Below are 25,278 nucleotides of genomic sequence, written 5' to 3' on the forward strand. Positions count from 1 at the left end.
ACTGGCACAACACCGAGCGCCTCCACGGCTACCTCGGCGACGTTCCGCCGGCCGAGTTCGAAGAGACGTTCTATGCCGGCCAAACCACGGCAGCACCGCTATTGGGAATCAAATAACGCCAGTCTCCACCAAACCCAGAGCAGTTCTGGCCACCACCTACGCCTCCGCGCGCAAAGGCTTAGATCAGATCACCGACATCCTCACCGGCCTCGGAGACCTCTACGCCAAGTGCAACCCCAGCGAGCGACGCATCCTCAACCGAGCACTGTTCACCCAGATCATCGTCGACGACAACGAGAACCTCACCTACGTCCCCGTCCTCGCTGTCGCGGGCATCCACGCCCACCTCGGCGCCAGCGTCCCCGACCACATAACCCCGGAAACAAAACTGCCCCGCATGGAAGCGGGGCAAGTTTCGAATTTCTTAACTTTAGTGGACCGAGGCGGACTCCAGTCACATGAGTGGAAGCGCGTCGAGCGGCTGGAAGCCTTATGGGAACGGGCGAGACGGGACTCCGACCAGTCTGGCGTCGGGGGCACTTCGGAGCTTCTTGAGGCGGTGACGGAACCAACGAGACGGAGTCGAACTCCTCTGACACCTCACCAGATAGACGCTATCCACACGGCCCGCGACACCGGCGAGAGTGTCACGTCCATCGCCGGGCGACTCGGCCTACACCGGGCGACGGTATGGGAGAAGACGAGATAAGCCCGCTCCTGCTCCCCGGCTAGGGGAGTAGATCGAGCGTCTGAGGCCTGGCCTTCATCGCGTGGATCACCAGCTCGTTCCCGCTGTCGAAGACCAGTACGACCGTCTCAAGAAGACGACCATGAGTATCGAACCCGAGCCGAAGCTGTCGGGCCGGACTGTCATCGTCAAGGTCCTCGACCCAGGTCGCCCACGTTGCAGCCTGGATCGCATCCCCAGGGTCGATCCCGTGCTTCAACGCCGACGGGTGAACTCTCACGCGGAGGCCAAGGCCTCGCGGATCACCTCGGAGCGAGACTTGCCCTCCCGTTCCGCACGCGCGTCGAGAGCACTGATTTCGTCTGCCGTGAGGCGCAGCGCGATGACCTGGGATGGCTCGGCCCCGCGCCCTGGCCGTCCGCGACCTCGCCTCTTCAGTGCCGCGATGTCGTATCCGACCTCGGCTTCATCCGCCCAGGCTGCGATCTGCTCCTCGGTGACAGGAGCACCGTTGATCATCTCACGCTCACTCATACCATTAACGTTATACGAAAACATGGCAGTCGACCAGCCCACGTCGCAATCCGTGACCATGAGGCTCGCGACGCCGAACGATGCCACGGCTTGCCCAATCACGCAGGATGCGCACCCGACCACCGCGACCGCTACTGGACCTGGGAGCTTGACTACGGGATGTAAGCCAGTCCCTGAAAGCCGAAGATGTCCGTTCGACGCTGTCGGCCATCTTTAGCCAGCCGTTACAGCGGCGAAGATCTCGTCGCGGCCTCTCTAACCCTTGCCGGGATTGAGCAGTTGGCGCTGAGGTTCAGCGCATTCCAAAGCACGCCGCATGTCTAATGTCAACACGCGCATGTTAGCTGACGCGGTCCTTCATCGCCTTCACATACCGAAACCTCGGAAACACAGGCATCTTGGCCAATCTGACCCACTTGATGCTTTCCAGTTCGATGAACATGCGTAAGCTACTAGTTCAATCGCTCGTGCTGCGGCACTCGCAGGATCGTTGTATTTACTGAGTTCTAGGGGGACATGCGCCTGCAGGCCGCGTTAGAACTAGTGAGCACCTAAAAAAACTTTTGGGATACCGGACATCATCGTCGATGTCATATGGTATCGTTCTCTCAACCGAGACCCGGGAGGGAACCATGAGCACCGACAACGCCGATCTGGAGATCACTGCGATGAGCGCGATTACATCAGCACTCTTGCCGCTGGAACCTGACCAGCAGGCCCGCGTGCTGCGCTGGGCTGCCGACCGATTCTCGGTTCGTGATATCAAGATCGGAGCCGCTTCGAATCCTGTCTTCGACGATACTGCGGTCGAGACTCCGCCGGACGCGACTCGCCGGGCATACAACTCCATCGACGAACTGTTCGAGTCTGGTGTGGCGAAGACCAACTCGCAGAAGGCTCTGCTCGCCGCGTACTGGTTCCAAGTCGTACAGGGTGGCGGCACTTTCCAGTCGTTCACCCTCAACGCCGCGCTCAAGAACATGGGCCAAGGCATCCCGAATATCACCGACGCTCTAGGGTCCGCCGAGGCACAGAAGCCAGCTCTTGTGATGCAGACCGGCAAGACCGGCAAGGCTCGGCAGGCACGCAAGACCTACAAGCTCACGACCGCCGGCGTGAAGGCGGTCGAGGCGATGCTGGCCGACGCCAATGTCGATTGACCCGAAGACTGCGTTCGCGGCTCTCCCGTCGACGCTGGCGCAAGACTTGCTCGACGCCTACGCGGAGATCTTGACGAACTACGCCGAGCATCGATGGGAGCCCTCCGAGCTCAACGGGGGCAAGCTTTGCGAGGGGGTCTACACGATCGTCGAGGGCTACCTCTCGGGCAACTACCCCACCCGCGCCAACAAGCCCAAGAACCTGCCTGCCGCGTGCCTGACGATCGAGAACAAGTACACCGCTGCGGCGCGGTCACCTCGTATCCAGATCCCTCGGATGATCGTCGCGCTATATGAGATCCGCAACAACCGCGGAGTCGGGCACGCTGGCGGCGACGTCAACCCGAACCAGATGGATGCCACTGCGGTTCTGTACATGAGTAAGTGGCTCATGGCTGAGCTGGTCCGCCTCCTCCACGGACTGACCACCGAGCAGGCCAGCGAGGTCGTCGAAGCGCTCGTGGAGCGTGAGATCAGTCTGGTGTGGAAGTGGGGCGACAAGCGTCGCGTCATTCGCACGGGCCTGACACTCAAGCAGCAGGTGCTGCTCCTGCTCGCGAGCGTCACCGATACGACGGAAGCAGAACTCATCACTTGGCTCGAACATAAGCGTCCCAACGACCTGCGGAAGGCGGTGCTCCGCCCGATGCACAAGGATCGGCTGATCGATTTTGACGAGACGGCCAAGGTCATCCAGCTCCTCCCGCCTGGAGTTGAGGCGGCAGAAAAGCTCATTCACTCGCTCTCATAGCCATAACCCAAGTCAGCAAATGGAGGATCCGAAGATGGACGACACGGAGTTCGACACGCGCCTCGACCGCGTAAAACGTACTTCTGACGTGGTCAATGCGCTGCCCAAGCAGCTGCAGGCGGATGCGTTCGCCTACCTACTCGGCAGTGCGGTAACCACGGAGACCATCCCCGGACCGGAAGTCACCCTCGATGTCGCAAGTACCACGACGCCGGCCGTCGATGCCAATTCGAACCCTGCCCGCAAGGCGCGACGGCGGAACGGTTCGAAGGCTCCTAAGAGCGTTGCTCACGACACCCAGATCGAACTCTTCCCCGCGGGCAAGCAGTCATTCAAGGACTTCGCCATCGAGAAGGCTCCGGCGAGCATGAACGAACGCTATGCGGTCGCGGTGTACTGGATCCTGCGCGTGGCCGAGCTTCCCACGGCATCCGTTGCCCAGGTAATGAGTTGCTTCATGACGGCGGACTGGCGTCTGCCGAGCGATCCGGTGAACGCGGGATCCCAGTCGCGCAAGGCTGGTTACCTCAGTAGCGCCAAGTCTGAGGATCTCCAGGTGAGTTCTATCGGCGTGAACCTCGTGAGGTCTGATCTGCCCCGCGCGAAGACCAAGAGCTGAAGGGTCTCGTCACACTGTTAGCGAAGCACTTCGGCAACTTCAAGGACGCGCTGACCTCATGTGGGGCACATCGCAGGCGAGCCACTCACCCCGGAGGACCGTCTCATCGAGCGGATCCGGCCGGTCACGCTGGGAAGCGTCACCCCGATGAGTGGTAGACGAGAACACTCGAGGTTGGCGCAAACTCGGGCTCAAGACGCGCCACGCGTCTTGCAGATCGAGGTCGCGCCGCCCGCCAGACGTGCCTTCGGTTCCGCGGGTGCCGGTAGCCTGGGTGCAGCGTCGCGTGCTGGTGGCAGGCAGTGTCAGGCATGGAGGCGCGGGATCTGAAGGAGTACGACGATGATCGCGTCGTTCCCTTCGCCCTCTCGTGACTGAGGGCGAGAAGACCAGGCTGATCGCCTGGAGCACCGAACTGCGTGCCGTCCACCGGCGACTGCGCGACGCACTCAGCGTCACCCGGGAGAACGCCGCAGGCGAACTGCCGGCCGGTCCGTTGCCGCGGGAGCTGCTGTTGTTCTGTCACGGCTTCTGCACCGCACTGACCGGCCACCATCAGGGCGAGGACCGGGAACTGTTCCCCGCCATCGCCGCCGCCCACCCCGAACTGGCCCCGACCCTGCGGAGACTGGAACAGGACCACGTGCTGATCGCCGAGCTCGTCGACGGTCTGCAGGCCGCGATCCAGGGACGCATGTCGGCCGAGGCGGTCGAGACTCACCTGGCCAGGATCGCCGCGATCATGGAGTCCCACTTCCAGTACGAGGAGCGGCAGCTCCTCACCGTCCTCGACACCCTCGCCCTGGACGCCGACCCGCACGACGTCCTCGGACCGCTCTGACGCAGGCCTGCCTTCCCCGGCTCGCCGTCGCGGCAGACGCGACGACGGCCCCAGAACGCTTCCGCTCCTCGATCTGCAAGAGGCGTGGCAGCTAATACTTGTGCTTCAGATGCTTGTGGGTGGGGGCGCACTTTCCGTCATGGATGCTCTCTCGCTGACGTAGCTCGCTAGCAGTCCGGCGGCTTTCAGTAAGGCTCTACCTTGCTCGTTCAGTCGTGAGTGCCACTGGGCGGTAGCTTCTCGCAGGGCCGTGGTGCTGCCTGCGTTTCGAATCTCGCGGATGATCATCGCGATGCTGCTGAGCCGTTGTCCTCCCCGCCGGAGCAGGTGGGCGAGTTCGGCGTCTCTTGCGTCCTCGTTGGAGTAGTGACGGTGCCCGGTGCTTGCCTGGCGGTTTGGGGAGAGGATGCCTGCTTGTTCCCAACCCCGCAGCGTGGTTGAGGTGACCCCCAAACGATGGGCGAGATCTCCGATAGTGAAAGTCGAGATCCTTGATCGATCCAGGGGTACCTCGGAGTCGATTTCGACGAGCGCTGACTGGATCGTGCGAACCGTCTGGCGGTCTTTGAGCAGTTGACCATGCACTGTGTCGATAACTTCAAGCGCGTCGTCGAGCCGGTCGCTGTTGATTGCCCTCATGACACTGCGGGCTGAAGAGTGTGAGGCTGCCCTTGCGAGAGCGAGGAAGGCTTCGAGCGCAGACAGATGGAAGTAGGTGTACCGGCGGTAGCCGTTCCTGCCACGGATAGCTGATGGCAGGATTCCGTCGTCTTCGTAGTTGCGCACGGCCTGGGTGGATAGTCCGACTGACCGAGCGAGATCGATGGGTCGAAGAGACCCTGATTTGAAGGTTGCTGCTGTAGTCACGGTTGCGCTTCCTCCAAACCTTCAACCGATTCTTCAGGGTTACCATTAGATCACATGACGGCACCCTCCTCGCTCCCCGAAACCGGGGCACTTACCGGTCATCGAACAGCGCACGGCGACTTCATCTTGTCTGCCGAAGAGCTGCGTGAGATCACGGCCTTCACCGTCGCAGCGGCACGGGAGGCTCTGTCGATCTTCGAGGACGCCTGCCCTACTGACCCGAGGCCTCGGCAAGCGATCGAAGCTGCTCAACTTGTGGTCGACGGTGCTACACGGTCCCGCATTCAGCGTCTGGCGGCGCCTGCCGCACACCGGGCAGCGAAGCTCGCCCCTTCCGCTGCGGCGTACCACGCAGCCATGGCAGCCGGTGATGCCGGAGCGTCGATGTACCTTCACCCCTTGGCGCGCGCCAGCCAGGTCGCTCACATTCTTCGCGCGCCCGCCCACGCCGCATGCGCGTGGGAACACGCAGCATCCCATGGGTCTTCACAAGCTGCCCTGGAACGGGCTGTCGAGCGTGCGACTCCCATGCTTATGGCGGTGCTGATGAGATACCCGCGTGCCGCCAATTCCACGAGCCGTGTCAGCGACTACATGGCTCATCTCGACGCAGCTCTGCGCGACGCGGCCGTTGGCGGGAATCTTGGGTCAGGAGCGCGCGCATGATCCTGTCCCGCGTTCGTGATCCCCGGCTCATCACCGTTCGTCGCGGGGGATCACTCACCGACGCTCACTACCAGTTGCTGACGCTGTGGGCAGCAACCTGCGCTGAGCACGTTCTCGCCCTGTTCGAGAACGTCTGCCCCAGCGACCTACGCCCACGTCTCGCAATCGATGCCGCGCGAGCCTGGGTACGAGGGGACATGAAGATGATGCAGGCCCGCGCCGCCGGTGGCCATTCCATGGGTGCTGCGCGCCCACTCAGTGGCGCGGCACGGTTCGCCGCCTACGCAGCCGGCCAAGCCGCCTGCGTCCCTCACGTCGCAGAACACGACCTCGGTGCCGCCGCCTACGCGATCAAAGCCGTTCAATCGGCCACAACTTCCGAGAAGGCAAGACTCGCGGGGATACGCGAACGCGACTGGCAACGCGACCAACTACCGCCCGAGATCCGGGACCTCGTACTCGAAGACCAACAGCGTCGTAACGACATCTGCTGGCAGGTCTTCTCCCCAGAACAATCGCTCAGATCAATGCCGCAAGCAGCCGACGAAACACCGGGTAACTGGTTCACATCTCAGTCCCGCATAACCAACGACGACAGGAGCCGCCGACTATGAATACCGATACAGAGCCACGGAAAGCTGCGATCGTCTCATCTGTCAGTCGTCGCGAACTCTCCTCGCTACGCAACGGCGAAAGCGCTCGGCGGTGATCAACCATGTTCAACGCCCAGGCCGGAACCATGCCGCAGAGATCCGTGAGCACGCGCGCACCTAAGAACCTGGAGGTCGCATAGCCATGACCGCAAGAGATCCCTTCTCCGACCGTACGCAACACGGGTTACGACGTTTCCGTACAGGCGAGGGGCTGCGCTGCCTGCTCTGCCGACTTCACGACGCCGGAGAGGACGCCTGGACGCACGATCCGGTCGCCGCTGAACTCATGCAGTACACACGCGACAAATACGCCACACTCGCTCGACGCCACGACCTCGACCCCTGGGAAGCGGTCACGGCGGCGTTCCATGTCATGCGCGCCAAGTCGACCCGGGAAGCGGCTGACCCGTGGGGCGTGATCACGCACGCGGTGCGGATCACCTGCATCTACGAAGAACGCGCCCAAGGACTCCTCTGCTCCGTAAACCAAGCACGACGCGCTCACGTTTCGAAGTTCCATGATCCGGACCGGTTCACTGCCCGAGCACATCCGATCGTGGACGACCATCCGGTTCTCGCGGCGATCGAGGAACGCTACAGCAACGCCAAATCCGAACCAGATAACACCTCGACGCCGGTGCTCGCCGCCGTCGAACGCGCCATCCAACTCCTCGTCCTGCTCGGGTGGCCTGCCGAGGTCGCGCGAGGCGGGGTGGAGCAAATTTGCGACGCTCTCATCCGTCACGGTGCGCGCCACACGGCATTGGAAGTGCTGCGACGCGACAAGCAAGTCCGCGCCCTCCTCGACATCCCCAGCACCTCATGGAACGCGCTGTTGTGGGTGATGCTCGGCAAGCCCGAACCCATGTATGCCGCGACCAACCTGGGTAGAGGGGTCCTTATGCGGCTGCTGATCGGCGAGACCGTGTCGCTCCTGTTGCGCGATGACGCTCTCGTCGAGGCCCTCGTGCTCGCGTCTCCCGGAGTCGGGCGGTGATCGGGCATGTCGGACAACCGGGGCACCATCGGCATCGAATGGTCCGTCGCTGCTATTCAGGTCGGGACACGTCATCGCCGTGACCACGGGGAGATGAGGCCCCTCGTCGCGTCGATTGAACGTTACGGGTTGCTGCAACCGCTGACGATCACACCGGAAGGGTTCTTGATCTGCGGGGCTCGCAGGCTGGCGGCGATCAAGATTCTCGGGTGGAAGACCGTCCGCGTCTGGATTCGCTCAGGCCTGTCGGACCGGCTCGGACAGCTGTTGGCGGAGCAGGATGAGAACGTCCTGCACAAGCCCCTCACGCCCCTGGAAGCTACCGGTCTCTACCGAGAACTTAAGGCCCTGCTGGAAGAAGATGCGAAAAAGCGGCAGGAACTGACGCAGTTCCACGAGGGGCACAAGCCAGGCGAGCATGGTGGCGGAAATCTTCCTGCCCCAGCGACGAGCGCCTACGGGGAAAGCCGAGCCCAAGCCGCGGCGATGGTCCCCGGCGGGGTCTCCTACCGGACCTTCGACAAGATCGGCTACCTTGAAAAAGTCGCCGACGACGAAACCATGCCCGACGAACTACGTGGCCGCGCACAGGCTGAGTTGGAGCAGGTCAACGCTGGCGCTCCCGTGAGTCCGGCATATGAGCGGATTCATGGTGAGGTCGATGAGGAGTTCGCGAACAAGCAGGCCGAACTGCATCAGCTCGCCGAAGAAGCCCTCGCCCGCGTCAAAGCCGAACACCGGGCGAAACGGAAGAAGCTCCGCAAGCCTCCAATGGTCCGGCGTAGCGATGGGCCGTTCCCGACACGGGCGTTCGTGCTCACCTGGACGGAACTGACCGATTGGTGGGAAAGCTACGACCTCCACCAACTCGCCGTCGAGCTGACCGCCGAGCAAATCGACGACTTCCACACCGCCCTCACCGGCAGCAACACCTTCGCCAAGCAGCTCGACACCGAACGCGAGAACGTGCCCATCGAACAGCGCGGCAAGCCACTGAACCGCCGGGCGCACCTGCGCGCGCTCTGACCATGCGAGGCGGTGCGGGTTTTCCGGGGATGGGGTGTGCACCTCTCCTCCATGTCCTCCTCCCGCACCACGCACACCGGTCGCCGCTTCACCGCTACGCCGCGCCTGCGGGAAGAACCGGACATGGAACGCCTCGTCGCGCTCATCCTGCACATGGCTGATCAGCTCCATGCCGAGCAACAGCATCACGACCGTGCCGATGAGACCGGCACGAATGAGGAAGGAACCGACGATGACGCTCTTACTGCCCACACCAGCCACGGTTGATGAGGCACCTGCCTTCACTGCGGTGACCTATCAGCGGGTCTCGACGAAGGAGCAGGCCGCGAAGGGTGGCCGGGATGAGGGGTTCTCGATCCCCGCGCAACGCGAGGCCAATACCCGCAAAGCGCAAGCGCTCGTTGCGCGGGTGGTTGCGGAGTTCGTCGACGCCGGTGAATCCGCCCGCTCTGCCGACCGACCGGATTTGAAACGCATGCTCGACTACATCAGCAGTCATCAGGTGACGTATTGCATCGTTCACAAGGTCGACCGGCTCGCCCGCAACCGCCTCGACGACGTCGAAATACACCGGGCCCTCATAGAAGCAGGCGTCACCCTGGTCTCTGCCACAGAGAACATCGACGAGACCCCCTCCGGAATGCTGTTGCACGGGATCATGTCGTCGATTGCCGAGTTCTACTCCAAGAACCTCGCCACCGAGGTGACCAAGGGTCTCACGCAGAAGGTCGCCACCGGCGGAACCCCCATGCGCGCACCCATCGGGTATCTCAACGTCCGCAAGCGCGACGAGCAAGGGCGTGAATACCGCACCGTCGAAGTGGACCCGGAGCGGGCACCGTTCATCCAGTGGGTGTTCGAGCAGTACGCCACGGGCGAGCACACCGTCATCGACCTCTTCCAAGACGCAACCGCACGAGGCCTAGTCACCGTGCCGACGCCGCAGCGCCCATCCGGACCAGTCGGGCGCTCGACGTTCTTCAAGATCCTGCGCAACCCCTACTACATCGGGCTCGTGCCCTACAAAGGTGCAACCCACCCCGGCACCCATGAGCCGCTGATCGACGTGGCGACGTGGCAGCGCGTGCAAAGCCTGCTGGATACCGCGAAGGAGGCTCGCGCGAGGAAGCGCACCTACGACCACTACCTGAAAGGCAGCCTGTTTTGTGGGGCGTGCGGGTCGCGGATGCAGCTCGATCTCCCGAAGAACAAGCAGGGCATCCGCTACGCCTACTTCGCCTGCACCGGACGCAGGAAACGCACCTCCGGTTGCACCCGCCGAGCCGTCCCCGTTGCAGTCGCGGAACGCCTTGTCGCGGACTGCTACTCGCGCATCTCGATCAGCGAGACTCAGTACGCGGATCTCGCGAAGCAGGTTGAGGCCACGTTCGATGAGCGCTTCGCCGCTCGCTCCGATGAACTCCCAGAATTGACCGCGAACCGGCGTCGGCTCGAAGACGAGTCCGACAAGATCCTGGCCGCGCACTTCGCCGACGCCATCGACCTCGACACGTTGAAGCGTCACCAAGACCGCATCCGCGCAGGCCTCGCAGACATCGACCGCCGCCTCGCCGCCGAACACGACCACGATCAAGGACCCCGCAAGCAGATCGCCCGCGCTTTACGGCTCCTCGTGGACTGCCAGCAGCTCTACAACAGCACCGACGCCCAAGGGAAGCGGCTCGCGAACCAGACCTTCACGAACGGCATCAACATCGACGAAGACGAAGAAGCAGCAACGCTCCGCCTATCGGAGCCATTCACCGTCGCAACAAGCCACCACACCCATGTCAGGCATGTGACTACGTCTGAAATTGTGGAAGCCACGCGACAACCTTCAAACCCTCGCTCGACAACAGAACGCCTGGTCAGAGCGGTCGGCCGAGTCCGGGCTGGTGCTGTGCGTGGGGCTGAGACGTCGACCGTCGTTGATGTTCGCGGGCAGACAGCGCACTATCGGACGCGCCGCGTGCTGGCACCGGCTGAGGCCGATGCCGTCGTTCAGCGGTTCCGTGAGGGTGAGACGATCATCGCGATCGCCCGCGATCTGCAGGTGGATCGTCGTCGGGTTCGTAGGTTGCTGTATGAGTGCGGGGTGGCCGCGCCTCCGGTGAGGCTCACGGCGGCGCAGATCGAACATGCGGCGGTCATGTACTGCTCTGGGTCTTCCCTTGCCGATGTGGCGGCGCGCTTGGGCGTGAGCGCGATGACGATCCGACGCCGACTGGTCGAGCACGGTGTTGAGATCCGACCCGGCGTCGGTGGCCGCGATCACTATGTCACTTCCGGACGGTTGTCGGAGCACGTCGATAGAGTTATGGAGTCCGAGCGAAGAGAGGGACACTATGGCACTGACTACCTCATTGGCGGGTCGGGTTCGCAACACGAGCCTTCCCAAGAGTCATGCCCTCCTGCCCCTGCTGGAGGCGGTGGTAAATGGGCTCCAAGCGATTGATGCGCGCTTCGGTTCGGACGTGGGGCAGGGGCACTTGCGAGTCACGGTCGAGCGTAGCGGGCAGGACGAGTTTGACTTCGGTCCTGCTGGTCCCGGGCGTGCAGCTCTGAAGCCGATAGTCGGGTTCAGCGTCGAGGACAACGGTGTGGGCTTTACCTCAAGCAATATGAATTCGTTTGAGACGCTGGATAGTGACTACAAGGCGTCGATGGGCTGCCGGGGGGTTGGACGTCTGCTTTGGCTCAAGGCGTTCGACAAGATTTCGATTTGCAGCGCGTACAAGGATGATTCCAGCGCTCTTCATGCACGTCAGTTCAGGTTTTCCATCGACCGCGAAGTTGAGCACGATGAAGAACCAGAAGGCTTCACCGACACCGGTGCGGTAGTGCGCCTCGACGGGTTCAAAGAATCCTACCAGCGGAGCGCTCCGAAGACCGTCGAGGCTATCGCCCGCGAAATATTCGAGCACTGCATCTGGTACTTCTTACGACCGGGCGGAGCTCCCGAGGTATCCGTGGTTGATGAGGAGACCGTCTCCCTGAACAAGCTGATGGAGGAGTTCATCTTCTCCGAGCTCCCAAGGACGTCGATCGACGTCAGGGGCAAGAAGTTCGACATGGTCAACCTGTGCCTCCGGTCCTCGACACGCAACTTCACGCCTCGGCTTTATTGGTGCGCGGCGAGCCGAGTCGTCACGGATGAAAACCTCACTGGCAAGGTCCCCGGCCTATACGGAAGGTTGAAAGACAAGTCAGCGGTCGAGTTCACGTACGTCTGCTATCTGTCGTCCGACTATCTCGATATGCACGTTCGCGCTGACCGAACTGATTTCGATATCAGCGAACGTGTCGCAGGCACGACGTTAGGAGAGGACATATCCCTGGAAGATATACGTTCCGGTGTGCTGGAAGAGGTCGAACGAATCCTCTCTGACTCCCTCGCAGCGGCCCGTGACGAGGGTAAGGCGCGAGTTAACGACTTCGTGAGCAACCATGCGCCGCGATACCGCCCAGTCCTCTCTCGGCTTGAGTCACTTGGTGTGACCGTGGACCCCTCCATCAAGAACCCAGATCTTGAACTTCTGCTGCACAGCAACTTGCAGAAGCTTGAGGCCGAAGCCATCGCCGAGGGTCAGGCTGTCTTCGCCGAGGCCGGTTCCGCTCCCCTGGAGGACTATCAGGAACGGCTGGCCCGCTACCTGGATACCGTCAATGACATCAACCAGTCAGACCTTGCAGCCTACGTCTCCCGTCGTCGAGTCATCCTTGACATCTTGTCCAAACTCATCCGATCTAGCGAGCACGGCAAGTACAGCCGAGAGGACGCGATTCACTCTCTGCTTATTCCCATGCGAACCGACTCGAACGACCTCGGCACAGATGCATCGAATCTGTGGATCATCGACGAACGGCTCGCATTCCACGATTACCTCGCTTCCGACAAGACACTCAAGAGTATGCCGATCACCGGTTCTGAATCGACGAAGGAGCCGGATATACTTTCAACGAAATTGATCGACACGCCGGTGTTGACCGCCGAGGGTGAGACGTTGCCGTTGCCATCCATCGTCGTGGTTGAGATCAAGAGACCGATGCGTAACGACGCAACCGAAGACAAGGACCCGATCCTCCAGTCACTCGACTATGTGAAGCGGGTCCGGGCAGGCGGTGTCCTAACAGCTTCGGGACGTCCGATCCCAGCTTCTCAGGAGTCGCCCGCGTTCTGCTACATCGTGGCCGACCTCACCCCTACGCTCGTGAGCAGATGCGAGTACGCGAACCTCCGTCGAACCCATGATGGCCTCGGCTACTTCGGCTTCAACGAATCTGCCAAGGCATACATAGAGGTGATGTCCTTCGACAGGCTCGTCAATGCTGCCACAGAGCGCAACAGGGCATTTTTCGACAAGCTAGGGCTACCATCCAGCTAGAAACACAAAGCGCGCGGAATAGATCCGCTTCATGTTGACGTGTCGTCGGATATTCGCGCGACGAACGCCGCGAACTCCTCAGGCTGCGCGTATGGCATTACCGCCCAGTGCAGGTCCTCCACCGAGTCGACCAATGACGAGTCAGAAGCATCTTGCTGCCGCGTGTGGTCCTCGATCAGGTGCATCTGGATCACCTGGGCGGCGCGTTTGATGTCAGCTTCGACCTCACCAGCGGGAACGTGAAGCGGTGACGTCAACGAACCACCCGAGCGATCGACGTAGAACCCCGCCTGCTTGTCGAGGTTGCGTTGCCTAGCGGTCACCTCGAACGTCTCCAGGTCGGCAAGGCTGTAATACTCGTTCCGCCGGGAGGCGTCCCAGAACCCACCCAACCCGGATGCGAACTGCTCGGCAACCTGGAGTTTCTCGGCATGGGGCCGGCGTGTGGTCTGGAGCCCTTCGGGCACCATGATGGATTCCGCCGGGCGCGGTGTCATCCCGTACAGGCCGAGCGGCGCGGTCCACTCCCACTCCGCCGCCGTGTACAGCCAACGCGCCTTTGCTAGTTCTTCCATCGCGAGAACCACAAGAGCCTGCGCACGTCCAGGACTCTGGTGCTGGGCCAGCACAGCAGCGTCCTCGACTAGCGCTACAGCGTTGGCCATCAGTGTCTTCCACCACTGGCGTGCGAACTCCGCGCTGATCTCCTCAAGCTGCTCCTGTGCCACGAGACCATTATGTCTTGCACGCATTGCAGGCTTCAGGCTCCTCAGCGCAAGCGTTGCCCACCGAGATCTCATGTGCTGACGGAGTACCAGATCGAGCGCGCCGCCGACCTCTACCGGGGAGGGCCGTCTCTCGCCAACGTCGGAACCGAGTCCGGGGTGACCGGCATGACGATTCGCCAGCACCTTTTGCCGATCCGGCCTCGGCAGGGCTGGGAGAGGCGTTTGGACGCTGAGGAGGCGTGATCGGCAGGCATCACGCACCTGACGGTCACATCCGTCGGGAGGTTCGATCATGCCGTTCTTTGGTCCGCGTGTCGCGCATGGCGAGGCTGGCTCGCTGGGGCTGTCGGTGAGCTATGTCGGTCAGGCCGCCGATGAGAGCGGCGGGTGGCGGTCCCGGTTCCTGTACAGGGTCGACGGCCCGCCGGGTGCGTCTGCGTCGACGTTCGTCGGCAGCGACCTGTACTCAGGGGTCTCGGCGGAGACGACGGCTCGGGAGATGTTGCAGTCGCTCGCGTCGTTCCTCGCTGCGGCAGGCGAGCGGTACGCGACGGGTATGTCGGCGCCGGACGCCGACTTCCCGGAATGGGTCTACGAAGCCGGCTATCTGAACAGCGACGAGCTGTCGCTGCTCGCCGAGGGGGCGGACGAGCCGGGTGAGACGCCTGCGATGCGGGTCGACTATGTGTCGATCGTCTTCCAGGAGGGCACCGAGGCGGATCAGGCGCTGGCGATCCTGGACGAGGACGGCCCGAGCGCTGCGGTCGCGCATCTGGCGCAGTGGGACTACGGCGAGGAGACCGAGATGGCTGCGCGCGAGTACGGGCACGCCTATCCCGAACCGCCCACCGGTCGGGACGACCGCAGCCATGTTGAAGGCGACTACGTGCTGGCATGGAATCTGCCGCTGGGTCATGTGAGCCTCGTGCGCCGGGTCGAGGTTCCCGTCCCGGCGGAAGAAGCACCACGCCCCGCCAACGTCGTGTCGCAACCGCCCGTGAATCGGAGTCGCGCGGTGGGGTCGGCCACTCCGCTTGCAGCCAAGCCGTCGAGCGGGGAACGGGGCGCGCCGAGCCGGTGAGGTGAGGCGTCAACGGCCGAGCGGGTCGCGTCCCTGCGACCGCTCGGCCGTTTCCGTCGGTCGTGCCGTCTTCGTCGTGGCGAGTTGCTGCGCACGGCGAAGCGCGGCGTCGGCCCGCTGGTGGTCGATCTGCTGGAGGATGCTCGCAGGCTTCGGACCCAGTGGGTCGGTGCCTGTGATGCCGTACCGGTCGCGGTAGGCGGCGATCGTGGTCGTGGCTCGCCACCACCGTGCGGTCTCTCGGGCGTCGGCCGGGAGCGGGCCAAGACGGCGAGTCCACGCCACGCCGGTTGCGACGTCGGTGTGCGCGAGGGCGTTGGCTCGTTGCTCGATCGCCTGCCGCAGTTCGGTGAGGGCCTGGCGCATGTCGGCGGGCATCGGCCCGGTGGCCTCGGGGATGAGCCCGGCGATGTAGCGGGCGGGCGAGGCAGCGCGGCTGCCCACGGAGCGTGCGTGGGTGAGCCGTGTGATGCGGCTGCGGATCAGTCCGGCGATGTCGTCGGCGTGGTCGAGTCCTCCGGCACGGATGACGGCGGTGAGCACGGCCTGCGGGCGGTGCCCGTTCGCCTGGACACGGCGGACCTCGGCGACGAGCGACCCGTAGGAGTCGCTGGCGAGCGTGTCGTCGAGCAGCGCCTCGGGCAGGCCTGCGCCGGTGAGCAGGGCCGCGACATGTTCGGCTTGCGCGGCCTGCGCGATGGTCTCGTACTGGTCGCCCAGGTGTGGGATCGAGGACCAGACATCCTGTTCGGCGGTGATGGTCTCGTGCGCCGACTTCTCGGCGCCCTCGTGGCCGATCACGCCGTTGAGGATCGAGTGGACGGTCGTCTCCTCGTCGTCCTGCTGGTGGCGTTCGAGGTGCGCCTGGTCGGTGGCGACGTAGGCGATGTTGCTTCGTCTGCCGCGGGTCATCGCGACGTAGAAGCTCTCCCGAGTCATCGAGGAGGAGTGCACGATCGCGTGCGTCGTGTCCACGGTCGATCCCTGCGCCCTGTGCACCGTGAGCGCGTAGCCCAGGTCGACGCTGTCGGCCACGTAGGCGGCAGGCAGGACGATGCTGCCGGCGAACCGGGAATCCGCGCGCCGCACCGTCACCGACCCGTCCTCGTGGGTGGCGGTCACCCGCCAGCGGTCGCCGTTCTTCACCCAGCCCCGCCCGGTGCTGAACCGGCGGTCGTTCTCCCGGGTGATGACCAGATCCCCCTCACCCGCCTGGTTCCCGTCGCGCAGCAGCACCCCGCCCGGGGCGACCTCGCCCGCGAGGATCAGGTCGCTGCGGGCCCGCGCGTTGAGGCTGGTGACGATGTCGAGGGTCTCGGCGACCAGGATGCTCGTGCGCCCGGCGGCACGATCAGAGCGCCACGCCTGGTAGGCGGCATCCAGCATGTCCTCGAGGTCCCCGCCCACCAGGCGCTCGTGCTCGTCGTAGGCGGCCAAGACGTCGGTGTGCCCAAGCCGAAGCCCCAGGGACGCGGACTTCTCCCAACCGGCGGTGAAGCGGCGGACATCGGTCAGCTCTGGGGCGTCGCCGCGTTCGCGTGCCAGGAGCCCGAACGCGCCGCCCGCGTCGACGCTCGCCAGTTGCGCCCAGTCGCCGACCAGCAGCAGCTTTGCCCCGCTCTCGGCGGCGTGCGCGGCAAGCTGGTCGAGTGCGAGCGTCCCAGCCAGGGACGCCTCATCCACGATGAGCAGCTGCCCCGCAGCGAGGTTCCAGACGCCCCGGTGGTGCTCGTACAGCCACTTGCTGGTGTTCTCCGTCGGGATTCCGAGGTCCGCGGCCAGCACCTCGGCTGCCGCCGCCGACGGTGCCAGGCCAGTCACGCTACCGGGTCCGTGCGCGGCCTCCCAGGCCCGGCGCAGCGCACCGAGCGTCGTCGTCTTGCCCGTGCCGGCCGGACCGACGAGCAGGTCCACGACCCGGCCGGAGACGGCGATCTGCTCCACGACGCGGCGCTGATCGGACGAGAGCACGACACCGCCCGGGCCGCGCATGCGGACAGCCCGTCCAACCGTGGTCAGGTCGACCGACGGCGCCGTCGTGTCGGCAGCAAGCCTGAGGAGGCGATCCTCGGCGTCCAGCAGCGCCGTCGAGGAGAACACCGTGTGGTGGCGGGGACGAAACGCGCTGCTGCCGTCGGCGCGGGTGAACGCCGCCGGTGTGTTGACCAGTTCCGGCGGGGTCAGCCGCAGCGAGGCAGCCTCGGCGGCGTCGACGATGAGGCCGACGACCGCTTCCCTGTCCTCGGCTGAAGCGAACCGCAGCCCCATCGTCTGCCGGGACGCCTCGGCGTGCAGGTTCCAGCGCCGCCACGTCGACCGCTTCACGCCGACCTGCGCCACGACGACCTTACCGATCCCCCGCAGGTCGTCCAACGGCAGATCGTCCGCACGCAGCAGCGGCGGCCGGGGGTTGTGCGCGGTCAGGTACTGCGCCCAGGTCGGCGCGTCCTCGCCGAGCACGGCCGTGGCCCGCTCCCGCCACTGGACAGTGAGCTCGGCCAGCGAGTGCAGCGTCTTGTCCGGCCGAGTCGACAGCGTCGCCTGCTGCCGCAGGCGGATCACCGTCTGCGCCGACGGCTGCCGGCCATGCTCTGCCGCGTACCGCTCGATCAGCCGGTCCTTCTCCGCATCGATGTCGACCGACCGCGACGAGAACTCTCGGATCAAAGCCTCCGGCACTCCGGTGATCTCCCACGCCGGATTTCGATCGCGACCCCGGTCCCTCTGCTCCCATCCAACCCCGAGCATTCGTGCGAGACCGTCGGCCAGCACGGCGTTGTAATGCTCCGAGATGGCCACAACCGCGGCGTGCAGTGGTCGACCGTCTAGTGTGCGCCACTTCCCATCCGTGGCCTGCACCCGGTTGGCGATCACCACATGCGTGTGCAGCTGCGGGTCCGAGGCCCGCGAGTCCCAATGGTCGAACGCCGTCGCCACCACACCGAGCACGTCGATCTGCGCGACACCGTTCGCCCCGACCCGGGTCGCAGCCACCTCACGCTCGACGAAGTCCAGCACCTCCTCGATCGCCGCGTGATGCGCCTGAGCGATCAACGCCTGCGTGCCGCCGTCTGCCACCGCCCACACAGCCGAGACCGACTTCGGCACACTGAACGTGAAGTCGAAGCCCGCCACAGTGCGCCTGTGATCCCTGCCGAGTTCGTCGGACTCGATCTGCGCGATTTGCTCCGCCCGCTCGGACGCGCCCAATCCAGTGGAGAGTTCGCGCACGCGCGCCGCGATCCGCTCGCTCGTGGTCTTGTAGCGGTAGCTCGCTCGCCCGAGCGGCTCGCCCGTCTCCGGGTCCTGCATCTGGCCCAGCAGTCTGCGCAGCTGCCGCTCGGTCACGGGATCGCCAGCGTGGAGCGTGCCGCTCGCGAGACCTGGCAGGCCCGAACCAAGCCAGCGGCCGGGCGGTGTGCCTTTCTCCGCGTAGTAGCGCGTCAAGGGCGAACTCATCGAGCGGTCGCCGTCGCCGACTACGACCGACTGAAGCAGGTACCGGAACCCAGCACCCGCACTCATCACCCGCATGGAGACTGTCATACTCTGAAGGTGGGTCGGGTCCACGTCTCCAGAGCATTATGAACGGCAGAATGTCCGCGGGGCATGGTTGGTCGTTTGCAGCCGTCGAGCGGCATCGGCTGAGATAATCATGATGGACGCGGCTCGACACGACGATGAGAGGCCATTACCAATGGAGATTGGACATTGAATTCACCGGCTCAACTGGCCACGCAGATTCGCTTCCACCTTGACACCCTTGGAGAGACGAACTCGCATCATCCTTTTGAGCAACTCTGTCTAGGGCTGACCCGGCGCCGAATCGTCAGCAACGTCATTCCTGCGACCGGCCCTGTCTCCGCAGGCGGTGACGGAGGACGGGATGCCGAGAGCTTCTGGAGCGTGCTAGCGAAAGAACTGCCGGAAACGTCGTTTTTCACCGCGCTTGCGACGGAGGACGCGGTGGTGCTCGCGGTCACTGCGCAACGAGATAACGTGCCGTCGAAGATCCGTTCAGATCTCTCGAAGATGTGCGGCAAGGGCGAGCCTGTCGACAGGGTTATCTACTTCACGATCACGCCCGTAGACACTGCCAAGCGGCACGACCTTCAGGCTCATGCTCGCGAGGAATACTCGGTCGGTCTGGAGATCTGGGACGCGCAGGCGATTGCGAACGAGATCGCGTGCCCGGACCTTTTCTATCTCGCGGTCGAATACCTGCATGTACCGTCCTCCCTTGCCCCCGAACGCGAGGAAGCTGACAGTGACCTGCCCGATTGGTATGTTGACACCCGTGATCGGTGGCGCACCCGCTCGGCGCACGCAGGGTCGATGGGCGAATTCGTCGATCTGCGCGAGGCCATCCGGTTTTCTAGCCTGAATCTGGAGGCGCGCGCCGACCTACCGGACTGGCTCGAGTCCGCTCGTGTCCTGCGCAACGCTGCTCAGGATGATTCGAACATGGTGGACCGCATCGACTACGAGATGATCATCGCAACCGGTCTCGGGCTCAACACGCTAAGGCCTGTCGATGGAACGCTTCGTGCCTACTTCGATCGGACTGCGTCAAAGCCGACGGACCTCGGTGCACTCGTCGACGCCATCACCCTGCTCCGTCTCACTCAGGCGACCCAGCCTAGAGGAGCGACTACGATCACAGTCAATGAGGTCGCAGCATGGGCCGACGACCTTGAGAACGTGCTTGATCGAGAACTCGAAGCGGTGCCTGGCGAGAACGCTCGTGTGAGCCTGCTGTCGACGGCCGCAATCCTCGCCCTCGGTCCCCGCGAGTTCACACCAGGCGAACTCAGTACGGTCCCGATTGCCGGCCCGAAGATGTCCGACGTCTATCAAGAGGTAAGCGCGGCCAAACGCGAAGGGCGTCCGCTACCGTCCGCGCCGCAAGATGCCCAGCTGCGAGATCTCAACGCCGGCATGGCCCACCTGGTCAACCTAGTAGCGGCGCTGCCTTCCGCGCCGATGGCACCGCTCGACCAACTGATGACGATGTTCGACCTCACCGCACCCGCCCTCATCGATCACCCCGACTACTTTGACATAAGGAACGCGCTCGATAGGGCGACAATCGAGCGCGCGGGAAGGACTGCCGCGGGTGAACGCGCCCAGAGCCGAGCCATCGCTCTGCTCCAGGCATACAGGCCACTAGACGCGCTCCACGAAATCCACGCCGCAAAACTCAACTGGCTCAACGGAGATGCCGCCGAAGGTGCTGCGATCATGATGCTCCTCGCCTCCGACGTGTACAGCGATCTCGGACTCCCTCTGGCCGCGAAACAGTATGCAATGAGCGCGGCATCGATCGCCAAGGCAACCGGCGACCCACGCCTGGCGGTCCTCATGGCGCGCGGCATTATCCTCACAGCTACCTACGAGCACCAGGCTGGTCAGTGGTTGGCCGCGACCCGCACGTTCCAGGTCGGGATCTGGGCGCAATCGCAACTCGCTGATGATCCGTGGAACTTCGAACGCTACCCGTACTTTGAGAACATGTTGGTCGACCAGTGCCTCATCATCCGAACCGCGACGGCGCTTCGCCCCGCGCTGCTGCCGACACTCGAGTCCGTTGTCCAGTCCACGTATCTCGATGAGCTCGTCAAACCGATGCTTGCGGCGGCCGCCGACGTTGAGCTGTTGGATGAGTCAGCTACGATCGATTCCGCAGACCGTTCCGGCCTTGGACGACCATTCTCCGATACGGGTCCCGTCCGCGAGTACAGCTGGTCGGCGTTCGGAAACGTGTGGGTCGTCACCACCCCAAACGATCGGGTCCACGTGCTCGCGGCCGAGCGGTTCGTCGCTGCAGCGCAGATCACTCTGGGGGACCTCGCCGCGGAAGACCTACTCCTGCTGCCAGGCGAGATTTGCATCGAGATCGAAGTCTCCGACAAGCCGGTTGAACCCCATTCGGTGTTCCTTCCAGCATCAGAGCGCGATCGAGGCGAGAACAGACACCGGGTGCTGCTCACTCGCGCCGGACGACTGACGCCAGATGCTGACCAGCTTGAAGTCGCCTCCGCAACGTTTCAGGTGATCGTCACCCAGTCCCTCCTCGGTACACCAGCGCTCAAGGCCGTGATGGAACGAACATTCGAACGAGGCCTCCCTCACATGCTCACCTGCGTGCGCCCGTACGACGAGCTCGTCGACATCCATAAAGATGAGTTCTACGAGGAGATCCGCGGACTCTCGCCTGGCGTCCTCGATCCTGACCGCCCACGGTTACCACAACCTGGGCCAGGACTGACGCAGAGGCTTCCCGAACACGCCACCGCCTACGATCACGCCGCCTCTCTCGACGCGATCGAAGGACGATACGAGATGCTGCACCCGCCCGTGCGGCTAACCCTACCGAGGCTCGCGTCACAGCCCGGCTTCAGGGAGCTTGTGACCAAGCTCCGCACTGACGGATGGAAGGACTGGCACCTCCTCACTGCAGTGGCAAACATCGTGGTCAACAAGCGTGCCGCGCACCGCGGACTAAACATGACAACGTCGATCACCCAGGCCGATATGAACAGGTTCCGGTCACTCATGGAGGAGGAAGAACGACCCGACGACCCCGAAACGCCAGCAGAAGCGTTCACCGAGGACGAGATGTGGTTCCACCTCGCCAACGCTGCGAGGGCAACTGCTGGGCACTGGGGCCTGGAGCTCCGCCTCGACCGCTTCGAGCCTCACATCTTCCTCAACGTCCTCGGCGACCGATTCAACTACTGGAACGACGACGTCGAACATGCACCGATCCTTCCGGCGTGATTCAGCCGTGCGTCAGGGGCGGCCATGTCGGGCATCGCACGTATTCTGAGCCGTTCTAGTTCAGACGGCTCCCCATACGGTGTGTACTATCGGAGGGCGGCACGCCGGTTGGGTTGACGACCGACGGCGACCCGCGGACCAGCAGCCTGGGGCGTGGTCGCGTGGGGGTGAACGTCAGTATCTCCCAGGGCCGAACAGCACGGTCTACGGTCGATGTCATGGTTGACGCCTGTGATGATGTGCAGCAGTTCCTCACACAGGCGCGTGCACGCATCACGCCGGAACAGGCGGGGTTGACGGTGTTCGGTGGGGAGCGTCGCGTTCCGGGTCTGCGCCGGGAAGAGGTCGCCCAGCTCGCGGGTGTCAGCACGGCGTACTACACGCGGATGGAGCGTGGTGACCTCAGCGGCGTCTCCGAGAGCGTCTTGTTCGCACTGGTGCGCGCGCTGGAGCTGGACGAGGCCGAGTCGCTGCACCTGTTCGACCTCGCCCGGGCGACGGCCCGGCCCCATCGTGTTCCGAGGGCCAAGCCGCAGCCGCGAGTGACCGCTCGACTCGCGCAGCTGATCGACGCGATGCGGGACGTGCCGGTGATCGCACTGTCGCGGCTTGGCGACCCGGTCGCCTCCAACCGGCTCGGCCGGGCCTTGTTCCCGGACCTGTTCCCTGCCGAGAGCGCCCCCCTCAACCACACGCGCTATCTGTTCCTGGATGCCCGCGCACGCGACTTCTACCCCGACTGGGAGACCAGCGCGCGGGACGCGGTCTCGGCACTGCGGCTGATCGCCGGGCAGAACCCCAGCGACCGGGCGCTGGCCGCCCTGGTCGGCGAGCTGGCGACCCGCAGCACCGAGTTCCGCACCTGGTGGGGACACCACACCGTGCGGTTGCACCGAGGCGGCACCAAACGGCTCATCCATCCGGTCGTCGGCGAACTGACAGTGGGCTACGAGACACTCGACGTCTCCTCGACGCCAGGGCTGACCGTCGTGGCGTACCTGGCCGAGCCCGGGTCGACCTCCGCTGACGCCCTAGACCTGCTCCGCAGCTGGGCGGCAGAGGCCGCAACGACGAAGTGACGACGCACGGTCACGACCATCGGACGGCGGTCGCGCAACGACCGCCGCGGGAGATAACACCAGGGACTCTCACCCGGCCGCGCCGGGTCCCTAGCGTGGAGACATGACAAACGAGATCACCACCATCACCCTGAACAACGGCGTCGTGCTCCCGCCGGTCGGCCTCGGCGTCTTCCAGACCCCACCCGAGGAGACGACCGCCGCGGTCGAGAGCGCGCTGCACGCCGGCTATCGGCACATCGACACCGCCGCCGCCTACCTCAACGAGCGGGAGGTCGGCGAGGGCATCCGACGCTCCGGCATCGCCCGCGACGAGGTCTTCATCGAGACCAAGCTGTGGATCAGCGACTACGGCTACGACGCCGCCCTGCACGGGTTCGACAAGAGCGCAGCGAAGCTCGGCGTCGACCAGATCGATCTCCTGCTGCTCCACCAGCCGCTCACCAGCCGCTTCGACCTCACCCTGGACGCCTACCGTGCCCTGGAGAAGCTCCTGGCCGACGGCAAGGTGCGCGCGATCGGCGTCAGCAACTTCATGCCCGAGCACCTGGAGCGCCTACTCGGCGTGGCCTCGGTCGTCCCGGCCGTCAACCAGGTCGAGCTGCACCCCTACTTCCAGCAGAAGAACCTGCAGGCCCTCAACACGAAGCACGGCATCCTCACCCAGGCGTGGTCACCCATCGGCGGCATCACCTCCTACGGCGGCGGTGCGAAGAAGTCCTTCGAAGACCCAACCCTGCTCGAGATCGCCGCATCCCACGGCAAGTCGGCGGCGCAGGTGATGCTGCGCTGGCACCTGCAGCAGGGGCGCTCGGCGATCCCCAAGTCGGTCCGGCCCGCGCGGATCGCGGAGAACCTTGCCGTGTTCGACTTCGACCTCACCCCCGAACAGCTCGCCGCCGTGGACGCCCTGGACACCGGCGTGCGGGGCGGTCCGAACCCCGACGACATCACCCTGGAGAACGCCGGGATGCCCATCCCCGAGGCGTGAACGAGCAAGCGGGGGCTCACACGAGTCGCCGCAGCTGAACGTGGATCTGCGCGAGGACTGCCTGGTGTCGATAGTCCATGTGAATGAAGCCGCAGCCGTCGTCCTCCGCAGAGCGGGGCGGCGGTCAGCGGTGTCCCCGTGCGCGGTCCAGGGCGTCTCGAACGGCGCCAGGCTCATCAGCGAGGGACATGTTGTCGGTATCCCGGACTCCGTCGAGGACGCCGACCTGATCCGATTCCAGGGAGGCGAACAACGGTTCGAGGTCGGTCTGTCCCAGCCCCTTGTCAGCTACGAGCTCCAGCGTCTTGTGATTGGCGGCCGCTGAGGTCAGGCTCGCGACGAGTACCTGGGCGATCTGGGCGCGGGAGACGACACCGTCGGAGGGATCGCTTGCCCAACGGCGGTCGCCCTGCAACATGACGAGACGGTGCTGATCAGGGGCGTTGTAGTCGAACCATCCGGGACGCACGATGGTGTACGAGAGTCCGCTGGCGCGGACGAGACGTTCACCACGCCGCTTCCAGTCGTGACCGGTCATCCGCTTGGTCACTCCGATGGCGGTCATCAGGGCGATGCGGGCGGGCCTGCCGGCGAGTGCTTCCAGGGTGTTGCGGACGGCTCCGTAGTCGACATTCTCGGCGTCGGCCGCTCCGCCGTGTGAACCATGGGTGAACACGATGCCATCGACATCCTTCACGGCATCGCCGAGCGTGGCAGCGTCGGTGAGGTCGCCGACGACGATCTCGGCGCCGTCGGGCACGTCGCTGGCTCGGTGGGCGTCTCGGACGAGGGCGCGGGTCGCGTATCCGTTGCGCAGGGCCTCAGCGACGGCGTGGCGGCCGATGCTGCCGGTCGCTCCCACGACCAGCACTGTGGACAGGTTCTCGGGCATGGTTAGCTCCTTCTGCTCTCGTTCGTGCGCTACTGGTTTGCGTTGGCTTGTTCGCGGATCTTGGTGAGGGCGTCGTTGAAGCCGTCTGCGCATCCGCTGGCTCCGGCGATGATTCCGACTTCGAGGTCGGCGATGCTCTTGCCGATCACCTCGTCGGGTACGGCGGCTGCGAATCGTTCCTGGTAGCCGCGGGAGGTGTCGTTGTTCACCGGCATCGGCTCGACCGCGACATCGGTGATGGTGTCGTCCGTGAGGGCGAGTGTGACGGTCATGTAGGAGGGGGCGCCGCCGTATACCCCACGGACGGTGTAGGTGCCGTCGTTGTATTCAGCGGTGCTGGAGCCTGATCCGGTGGTGGGTGATCCCGAGTTGGCATTGGGCGTCGTCGATGGGGACGACGCCGAGGATGTAGAGGGGTCGCTCACGCATCCGGCCAAGGGGGCGATGACGGTCAGGGATGCGGCGGCCGCGATGGCCGCACGGGTGGTGATTCGGGGGCCCATGTTCTTGTCTTTCTTTCGCAGGCGGGGGGGTTGTCGG

23 protein-coding genes are annotated in these 25,278 nt (G+C 64.4%); 15 read left to right on the forward strand and 8 right to left on the reverse strand.

Translation table 11 applies throughout. The features are described 5' to 3' along the window. Positions 1 to 178: 178 nt before the first annotated feature. From VGC18_RS06255 to VGC18_RS06265, 3 genes are all read right to left on the reverse strand, one after another. Complete coding sequence (locus VGC18_RS06255; RefSeq protein WP_331095371.1) at positions 179 to 340, reverse strand: hypothetical protein; 162 nt, start codon at positions 338 to 340, stop codon at positions 179 to 181. 388 nt (positions 341 to 728) lie between these two features. Further along, entirely contained in the window at positions 729 to 968 is a 240-nt protein-coding gene (locus VGC18_RS06260) for a toxin (RefSeq protein WP_331095374.1), read from the reverse strand. Then, on the reverse strand, positions 965 to 1,222 hold the full coding sequence (locus tag VGC18_RS06265) for a CopG family transcriptional regulator (RefSeq protein WP_331095376.1): 258 nt from the start codon (positions 1,220 to 1,222) through the stop codon (positions 965 to 967). The genes VGC18_RS06260 and VGC18_RS06265 overlap by 4 nt, the downstream gene beginning before the upstream one ends. Positions 1,223 to 1,854: 632 nt before the next feature. On the opposite strand from VGC18_RS06265, the gene VGC18_RS06270 reads away from it, so the two are divergent. The 4 genes from VGC18_RS06270 to VGC18_RS06285 all read left to right on the forward strand — a co-directional run bounded on the left by VGC18_RS06270 (position 1,855) and on the right by VGC18_RS06285 (position 4,593). Then, a complete protein-coding gene (locus VGC18_RS06270; protein WP_331095378.1) occupies positions 1,855 to 2,382 on the forward strand; it encodes a hypothetical protein in 528 nt (175 codons plus the stop codon). Further along, a complete protein-coding gene (locus tag VGC18_RS06275; protein ID WP_331095380.1) occupies positions 2,372 to 3,133 on the forward strand; it encodes a hypothetical protein in 762 nt (253 codons plus the stop codon). The genes VGC18_RS06270 and VGC18_RS06275 overlap by 11 nt, the downstream gene beginning before the upstream one ends. A gap of 34 nt (positions 3,134 to 3,167) precedes the next feature. Further along, on the forward strand, positions 3,168 to 3,752 hold the full coding sequence (locus VGC18_RS06280) for a hypothetical protein (RefSeq protein WP_331095382.1): 585 nt from the start codon (positions 3,168 to 3,170) through the stop codon (positions 3,750 to 3,752). Between the two features lie 370 nt (positions 3,753 to 4,122). After that, positions 4,123 to 4,593 (forward strand): hemerythrin domain-containing protein, encoded by a 471-nt coding sequence (locus tag VGC18_RS06285; protein ID WP_331095384.1) that lies wholly within the window; start codon positions 4,123 to 4,125, stop codon positions 4,591 to 4,593. Between the two features lie 105 nt (positions 4,594 to 4,698). On the opposite strand, the gene VGC18_RS06290 is transcribed toward VGC18_RS06285, so the two are convergent. Continuing rightward, positions 4,699 to 5,460 carry a MerR family DNA-binding transcriptional regulator gene (locus VGC18_RS06290; RefSeq protein ID WP_331095386.1) on the reverse strand — a complete coding sequence of 254 codons (762 nt, stop codon included), beginning with the start codon at positions 5,458 to 5,460 and terminating at the stop codon, positions 4,699 to 4,701. A 54-nt stretch (positions 5,461 to 5,514) separates the two neighbouring features. On the opposite strand from VGC18_RS06290, the gene VGC18_RS16195 reads away from it, so the two are divergent. The 7 genes from VGC18_RS16195 to VGC18_RS06320 all read left to right on the forward strand — a co-directional run bounded on the left by VGC18_RS16195 (position 5,515) and on the right by VGC18_RS06320 (position 13,187). After that, positions 5,515 to 6,126 (forward strand): putative immunity protein, encoded by a 612-nt coding sequence (locus VGC18_RS16195; protein WP_414672862.1) that lies wholly within the window; start codon positions 5,515 to 5,517, stop codon positions 6,124 to 6,126. Then, positions 6,123 to 6,740 carry a putative immunity protein gene (locus tag VGC18_RS06295; protein ID WP_331095388.1) on the forward strand — a complete coding sequence of 206 codons (618 nt, stop codon included), beginning with the start codon at positions 6,123 to 6,125 and terminating at the stop codon, positions 6,738 to 6,740. Before VGC18_RS16195 ends, VGC18_RS06295 begins: the two co-directional genes overlap by 4 nt. A 181-nt stretch (positions 6,741 to 6,921) precedes the next feature. Continuing rightward, positions 6,922 to 7,776 carry a hypothetical protein gene (locus VGC18_RS06300; protein ID WP_331095390.1) on the forward strand — a complete coding sequence of 285 codons (855 nt, stop codon included), beginning with the start codon at positions 6,922 to 6,924 and terminating at the stop codon, positions 7,774 to 7,776. 6 nt (positions 7,777 to 7,782) lie between these two features. After that, entirely contained in the window at positions 7,783 to 8,802 is a 1,020-nt protein-coding gene (locus tag VGC18_RS06305) for a ParB N-terminal domain-containing protein (protein ID WP_331095392.1), read from the forward strand. Between the two features lie 51 nt (positions 8,803 to 8,853). Continuing rightward, the gene (locus tag VGC18_RS06310) at positions 8,854 to 9,069 is read left to right on the forward strand and encodes a hypothetical protein (protein WP_331095394.1); all 216 of its coding nucleotides are present in this window, start codon (positions 8,854 to 8,856) and stop codon (positions 9,067 to 9,069) included. After that, complete coding sequence (locus VGC18_RS06315) at positions 9,035 to 11,257, forward strand: recombinase family protein (protein ID WP_331095396.1); 2,223 nt, start codon at positions 9,035 to 9,037, stop codon at positions 11,255 to 11,257. Before VGC18_RS06310 ends, VGC18_RS06315 begins: the two co-directional genes overlap by 35 nt. A 34-nt stretch (positions 11,258 to 11,291) precedes the next feature. Then, positions 11,292 to 13,187: an ATP-binding protein gene (locus VGC18_RS06320; protein ID WP_331095398.1), complete on the forward strand. Its 1,896-nt coding sequence runs from the start codon at positions 11,292 to 11,294 to the stop codon at positions 13,185 to 13,187. Positions 13,188 to 13,216: 29 nt separating this feature from the next. Here VGC18_RS06320 and VGC18_RS06325 read toward each other — a convergent pair whose 3' ends face one another. Further along, entirely contained in the window at positions 13,217 to 13,915 is a 699-nt protein-coding gene (locus tag VGC18_RS06325; RefSeq protein WP_331095400.1) for an AbiV family abortive infection protein, read from the reverse strand. 292 nt (positions 13,916 to 14,207) lie between these two features. On the opposite strand from VGC18_RS06325, the gene VGC18_RS06330 reads away from it, so the two are divergent. After that, positions 14,208 to 14,996 (forward strand): hypothetical protein, encoded by a 789-nt coding sequence (locus VGC18_RS06330; protein ID WP_331095402.1) that lies wholly within the window; start codon positions 14,208 to 14,210, stop codon positions 14,994 to 14,996. Between the two features lie 9 nt (positions 14,997 to 15,005). Here the strand turns inward: VGC18_RS06330 and mobF are convergent, their stop codons facing one another. Further along, complete coding sequence (mobF, locus tag VGC18_RS06335) at positions 15,006 to 18,542, reverse strand: MobF family relaxase (RefSeq protein WP_331095404.1); 3,537 nt, start codon at positions 18,540 to 18,542, stop codon at positions 15,006 to 15,008. 165 nt (positions 18,543 to 18,707) lie between these two features. Here mobF and VGC18_RS06340 point away from each other — a divergent pair, with 165 nt between their 5' ends. The 3 genes from VGC18_RS06340 (at position 18,708) to VGC18_RS06350 (ending at position 23,846) form a co-directional block, all read left to right on the forward strand. Beyond that, the gene (locus VGC18_RS06340; protein WP_331095406.1) at positions 18,708 to 21,776 is read left to right on the forward strand and encodes a hypothetical protein; all 3,069 of its coding nucleotides are present in this window, start codon (positions 18,708 to 18,710) and stop codon (positions 21,774 to 21,776) included. A gap of 218 nt (positions 21,777 to 21,994) precedes the next feature. After that, complete coding sequence (locus VGC18_RS06345) at positions 21,995 to 22,855, forward strand: helix-turn-helix transcriptional regulator (protein WP_331095408.1); 861 nt, start codon at positions 21,995 to 21,997, stop codon at positions 22,853 to 22,855. Positions 22,856 to 22,958: 103 nt separating this feature from the next. After that, complete coding sequence (locus tag VGC18_RS06350) at positions 22,959 to 23,846, forward strand: aldo/keto reductase (RefSeq protein ID WP_331095410.1); 888 nt, start codon at positions 22,959 to 22,961, stop codon at positions 23,844 to 23,846. Between the two features lie 124 nt (positions 23,847 to 23,970). Here VGC18_RS06350 and VGC18_RS06355 read toward each other — a convergent pair whose 3' ends face one another. Both VGC18_RS06355 and VGC18_RS06360 read right to left on the reverse strand, forming a co-directional pair. Further along, positions 23,971 to 24,738 carry an SDR family oxidoreductase gene (locus VGC18_RS06355; protein ID WP_331095412.1) on the reverse strand — a complete coding sequence of 256 codons (768 nt, stop codon included), beginning with the start codon at positions 24,736 to 24,738 and terminating at the stop codon, positions 23,971 to 23,973. 29 nt (positions 24,739 to 24,767) lie between these two features. After that, positions 24,768 to 25,241, reverse strand: a complete 474-nt coding sequence (locus VGC18_RS06360; RefSeq protein ID WP_331095414.1) for a hypothetical protein — start codon at positions 25,239 to 25,241, stop codon at positions 24,768 to 24,770. Positions 25,242 to 25,278: the final 37 nt, after the last annotated feature.

Source organism: Lacisediminihabitans sp., assembly GCF_036404185.1.
In the GTDB taxonomy this organism is placed as follows: Bacteria; Actinomycetota; Actinomycetes; order Actinomycetales; family Microbacteriaceae; genus Lacisediminihabitans.

What these genes read in the sequence shown, in the direction of transcription:
- VGC18_RS06305 (WP_331095392.1), top strand. Translation starts at nt 7,783, where the DNA reads ATGTCGGACAACCGGGGCACCATCGGCATCGAATGGTCCGTCGCTGCT.
- VGC18_RS06265 (WP_331095376.1), bottom strand. Translation starts at nt 1,222, where the DNA reads ATGAGTGAGCGTGAGATGATCAACGGTGCTCCTGTCACCGAGGAGCAG.
- VGC18_RS06300 (WP_331095390.1), top strand. Translation starts at nt 6,922, where the DNA reads ATGACCGCAAGAGATCCCTTCTCCGACCGTACGCAACACGGGTTACGA.
- VGC18_RS06360 (WP_331095414.1), bottom strand. Translation starts at nt 25,241, where the DNA reads ATGGGCCCCCGAATCACCACCCGTGCGGCCATCGCGGCCGCCGCATCC.
- VGC18_RS06310 (WP_331095394.1), top strand. Translation starts at nt 8,854, where the DNA reads ATGTCCTCCTCCCGCACCACGCACACCGGTCGCCGCTTCACCGCTACG.
- VGC18_RS06345 (WP_331095408.1), top strand. Translation starts at nt 21,995, where the DNA reads ATGGTTGACGCCTGTGATGATGTGCAGCAGTTCCTCACACAGGCGCGT.
- VGC18_RS06315 (WP_331095396.1), top strand. Translation starts at nt 9,035, where the DNA reads ATGACGCTCTTACTGCCCACACCAGCCACGGTTGATGAGGCACCTGCC.
- VGC18_RS06355 (WP_331095412.1), bottom strand. Translation starts at nt 24,738, where the DNA reads ATGCCCGAGAACCTGTCCACAGTGCTGGTCGTGGGAGCGACCGGCAGC.
- VGC18_RS16195 (WP_414672862.1), top strand. Translation starts at nt 5,515, where the DNA reads ATGACGGCACCCTCCTCGCTCCCCGAAACCGGGGCACTTACCGGTCAT.
- mobF (WP_331095404.1), bottom strand. Translation starts at nt 18,542, where the DNA reads ATGACAGTCTCCATGCGGGTGATGAGTGCGGGTGCTGGGTTCCGGTAC.
- VGC18_RS06270 (WP_331095378.1), top strand. Translation starts at nt 1,855, where the DNA reads ATGAGCACCGACAACGCCGATCTGGAGATCACTGCGATGAGCGCGATT.
- VGC18_RS06275 (WP_331095380.1), top strand. Translation starts at nt 2,372, where the DNA reads ATGTCGATTGACCCGAAGACTGCGTTCGCGGCTCTCCCGTCGACGCTG.
- VGC18_RS06295 (WP_331095388.1), top strand. Translation starts at nt 6,123, where the DNA reads ATGATCCTGTCCCGCGTTCGTGATCCCCGGCTCATCACCGTTCGTCGC.
- VGC18_RS06280 (WP_331095382.1), top strand. Translation starts at nt 3,168, where the DNA reads ATGGACGACACGGAGTTCGACACGCGCCTCGACCGCGTAAAACGTACT.
- VGC18_RS06350 (WP_331095410.1), top strand. Translation starts at nt 22,959, where the DNA reads ATGACAAACGAGATCACCACCATCACCCTGAACAACGGCGTCGTGCTC.
- VGC18_RS06330 (WP_331095402.1), top strand. Translation starts at nt 14,208, where the DNA reads ATGCCGTTCTTTGGTCCGCGTGTCGCGCATGGCGAGGCTGGCTCGCTG.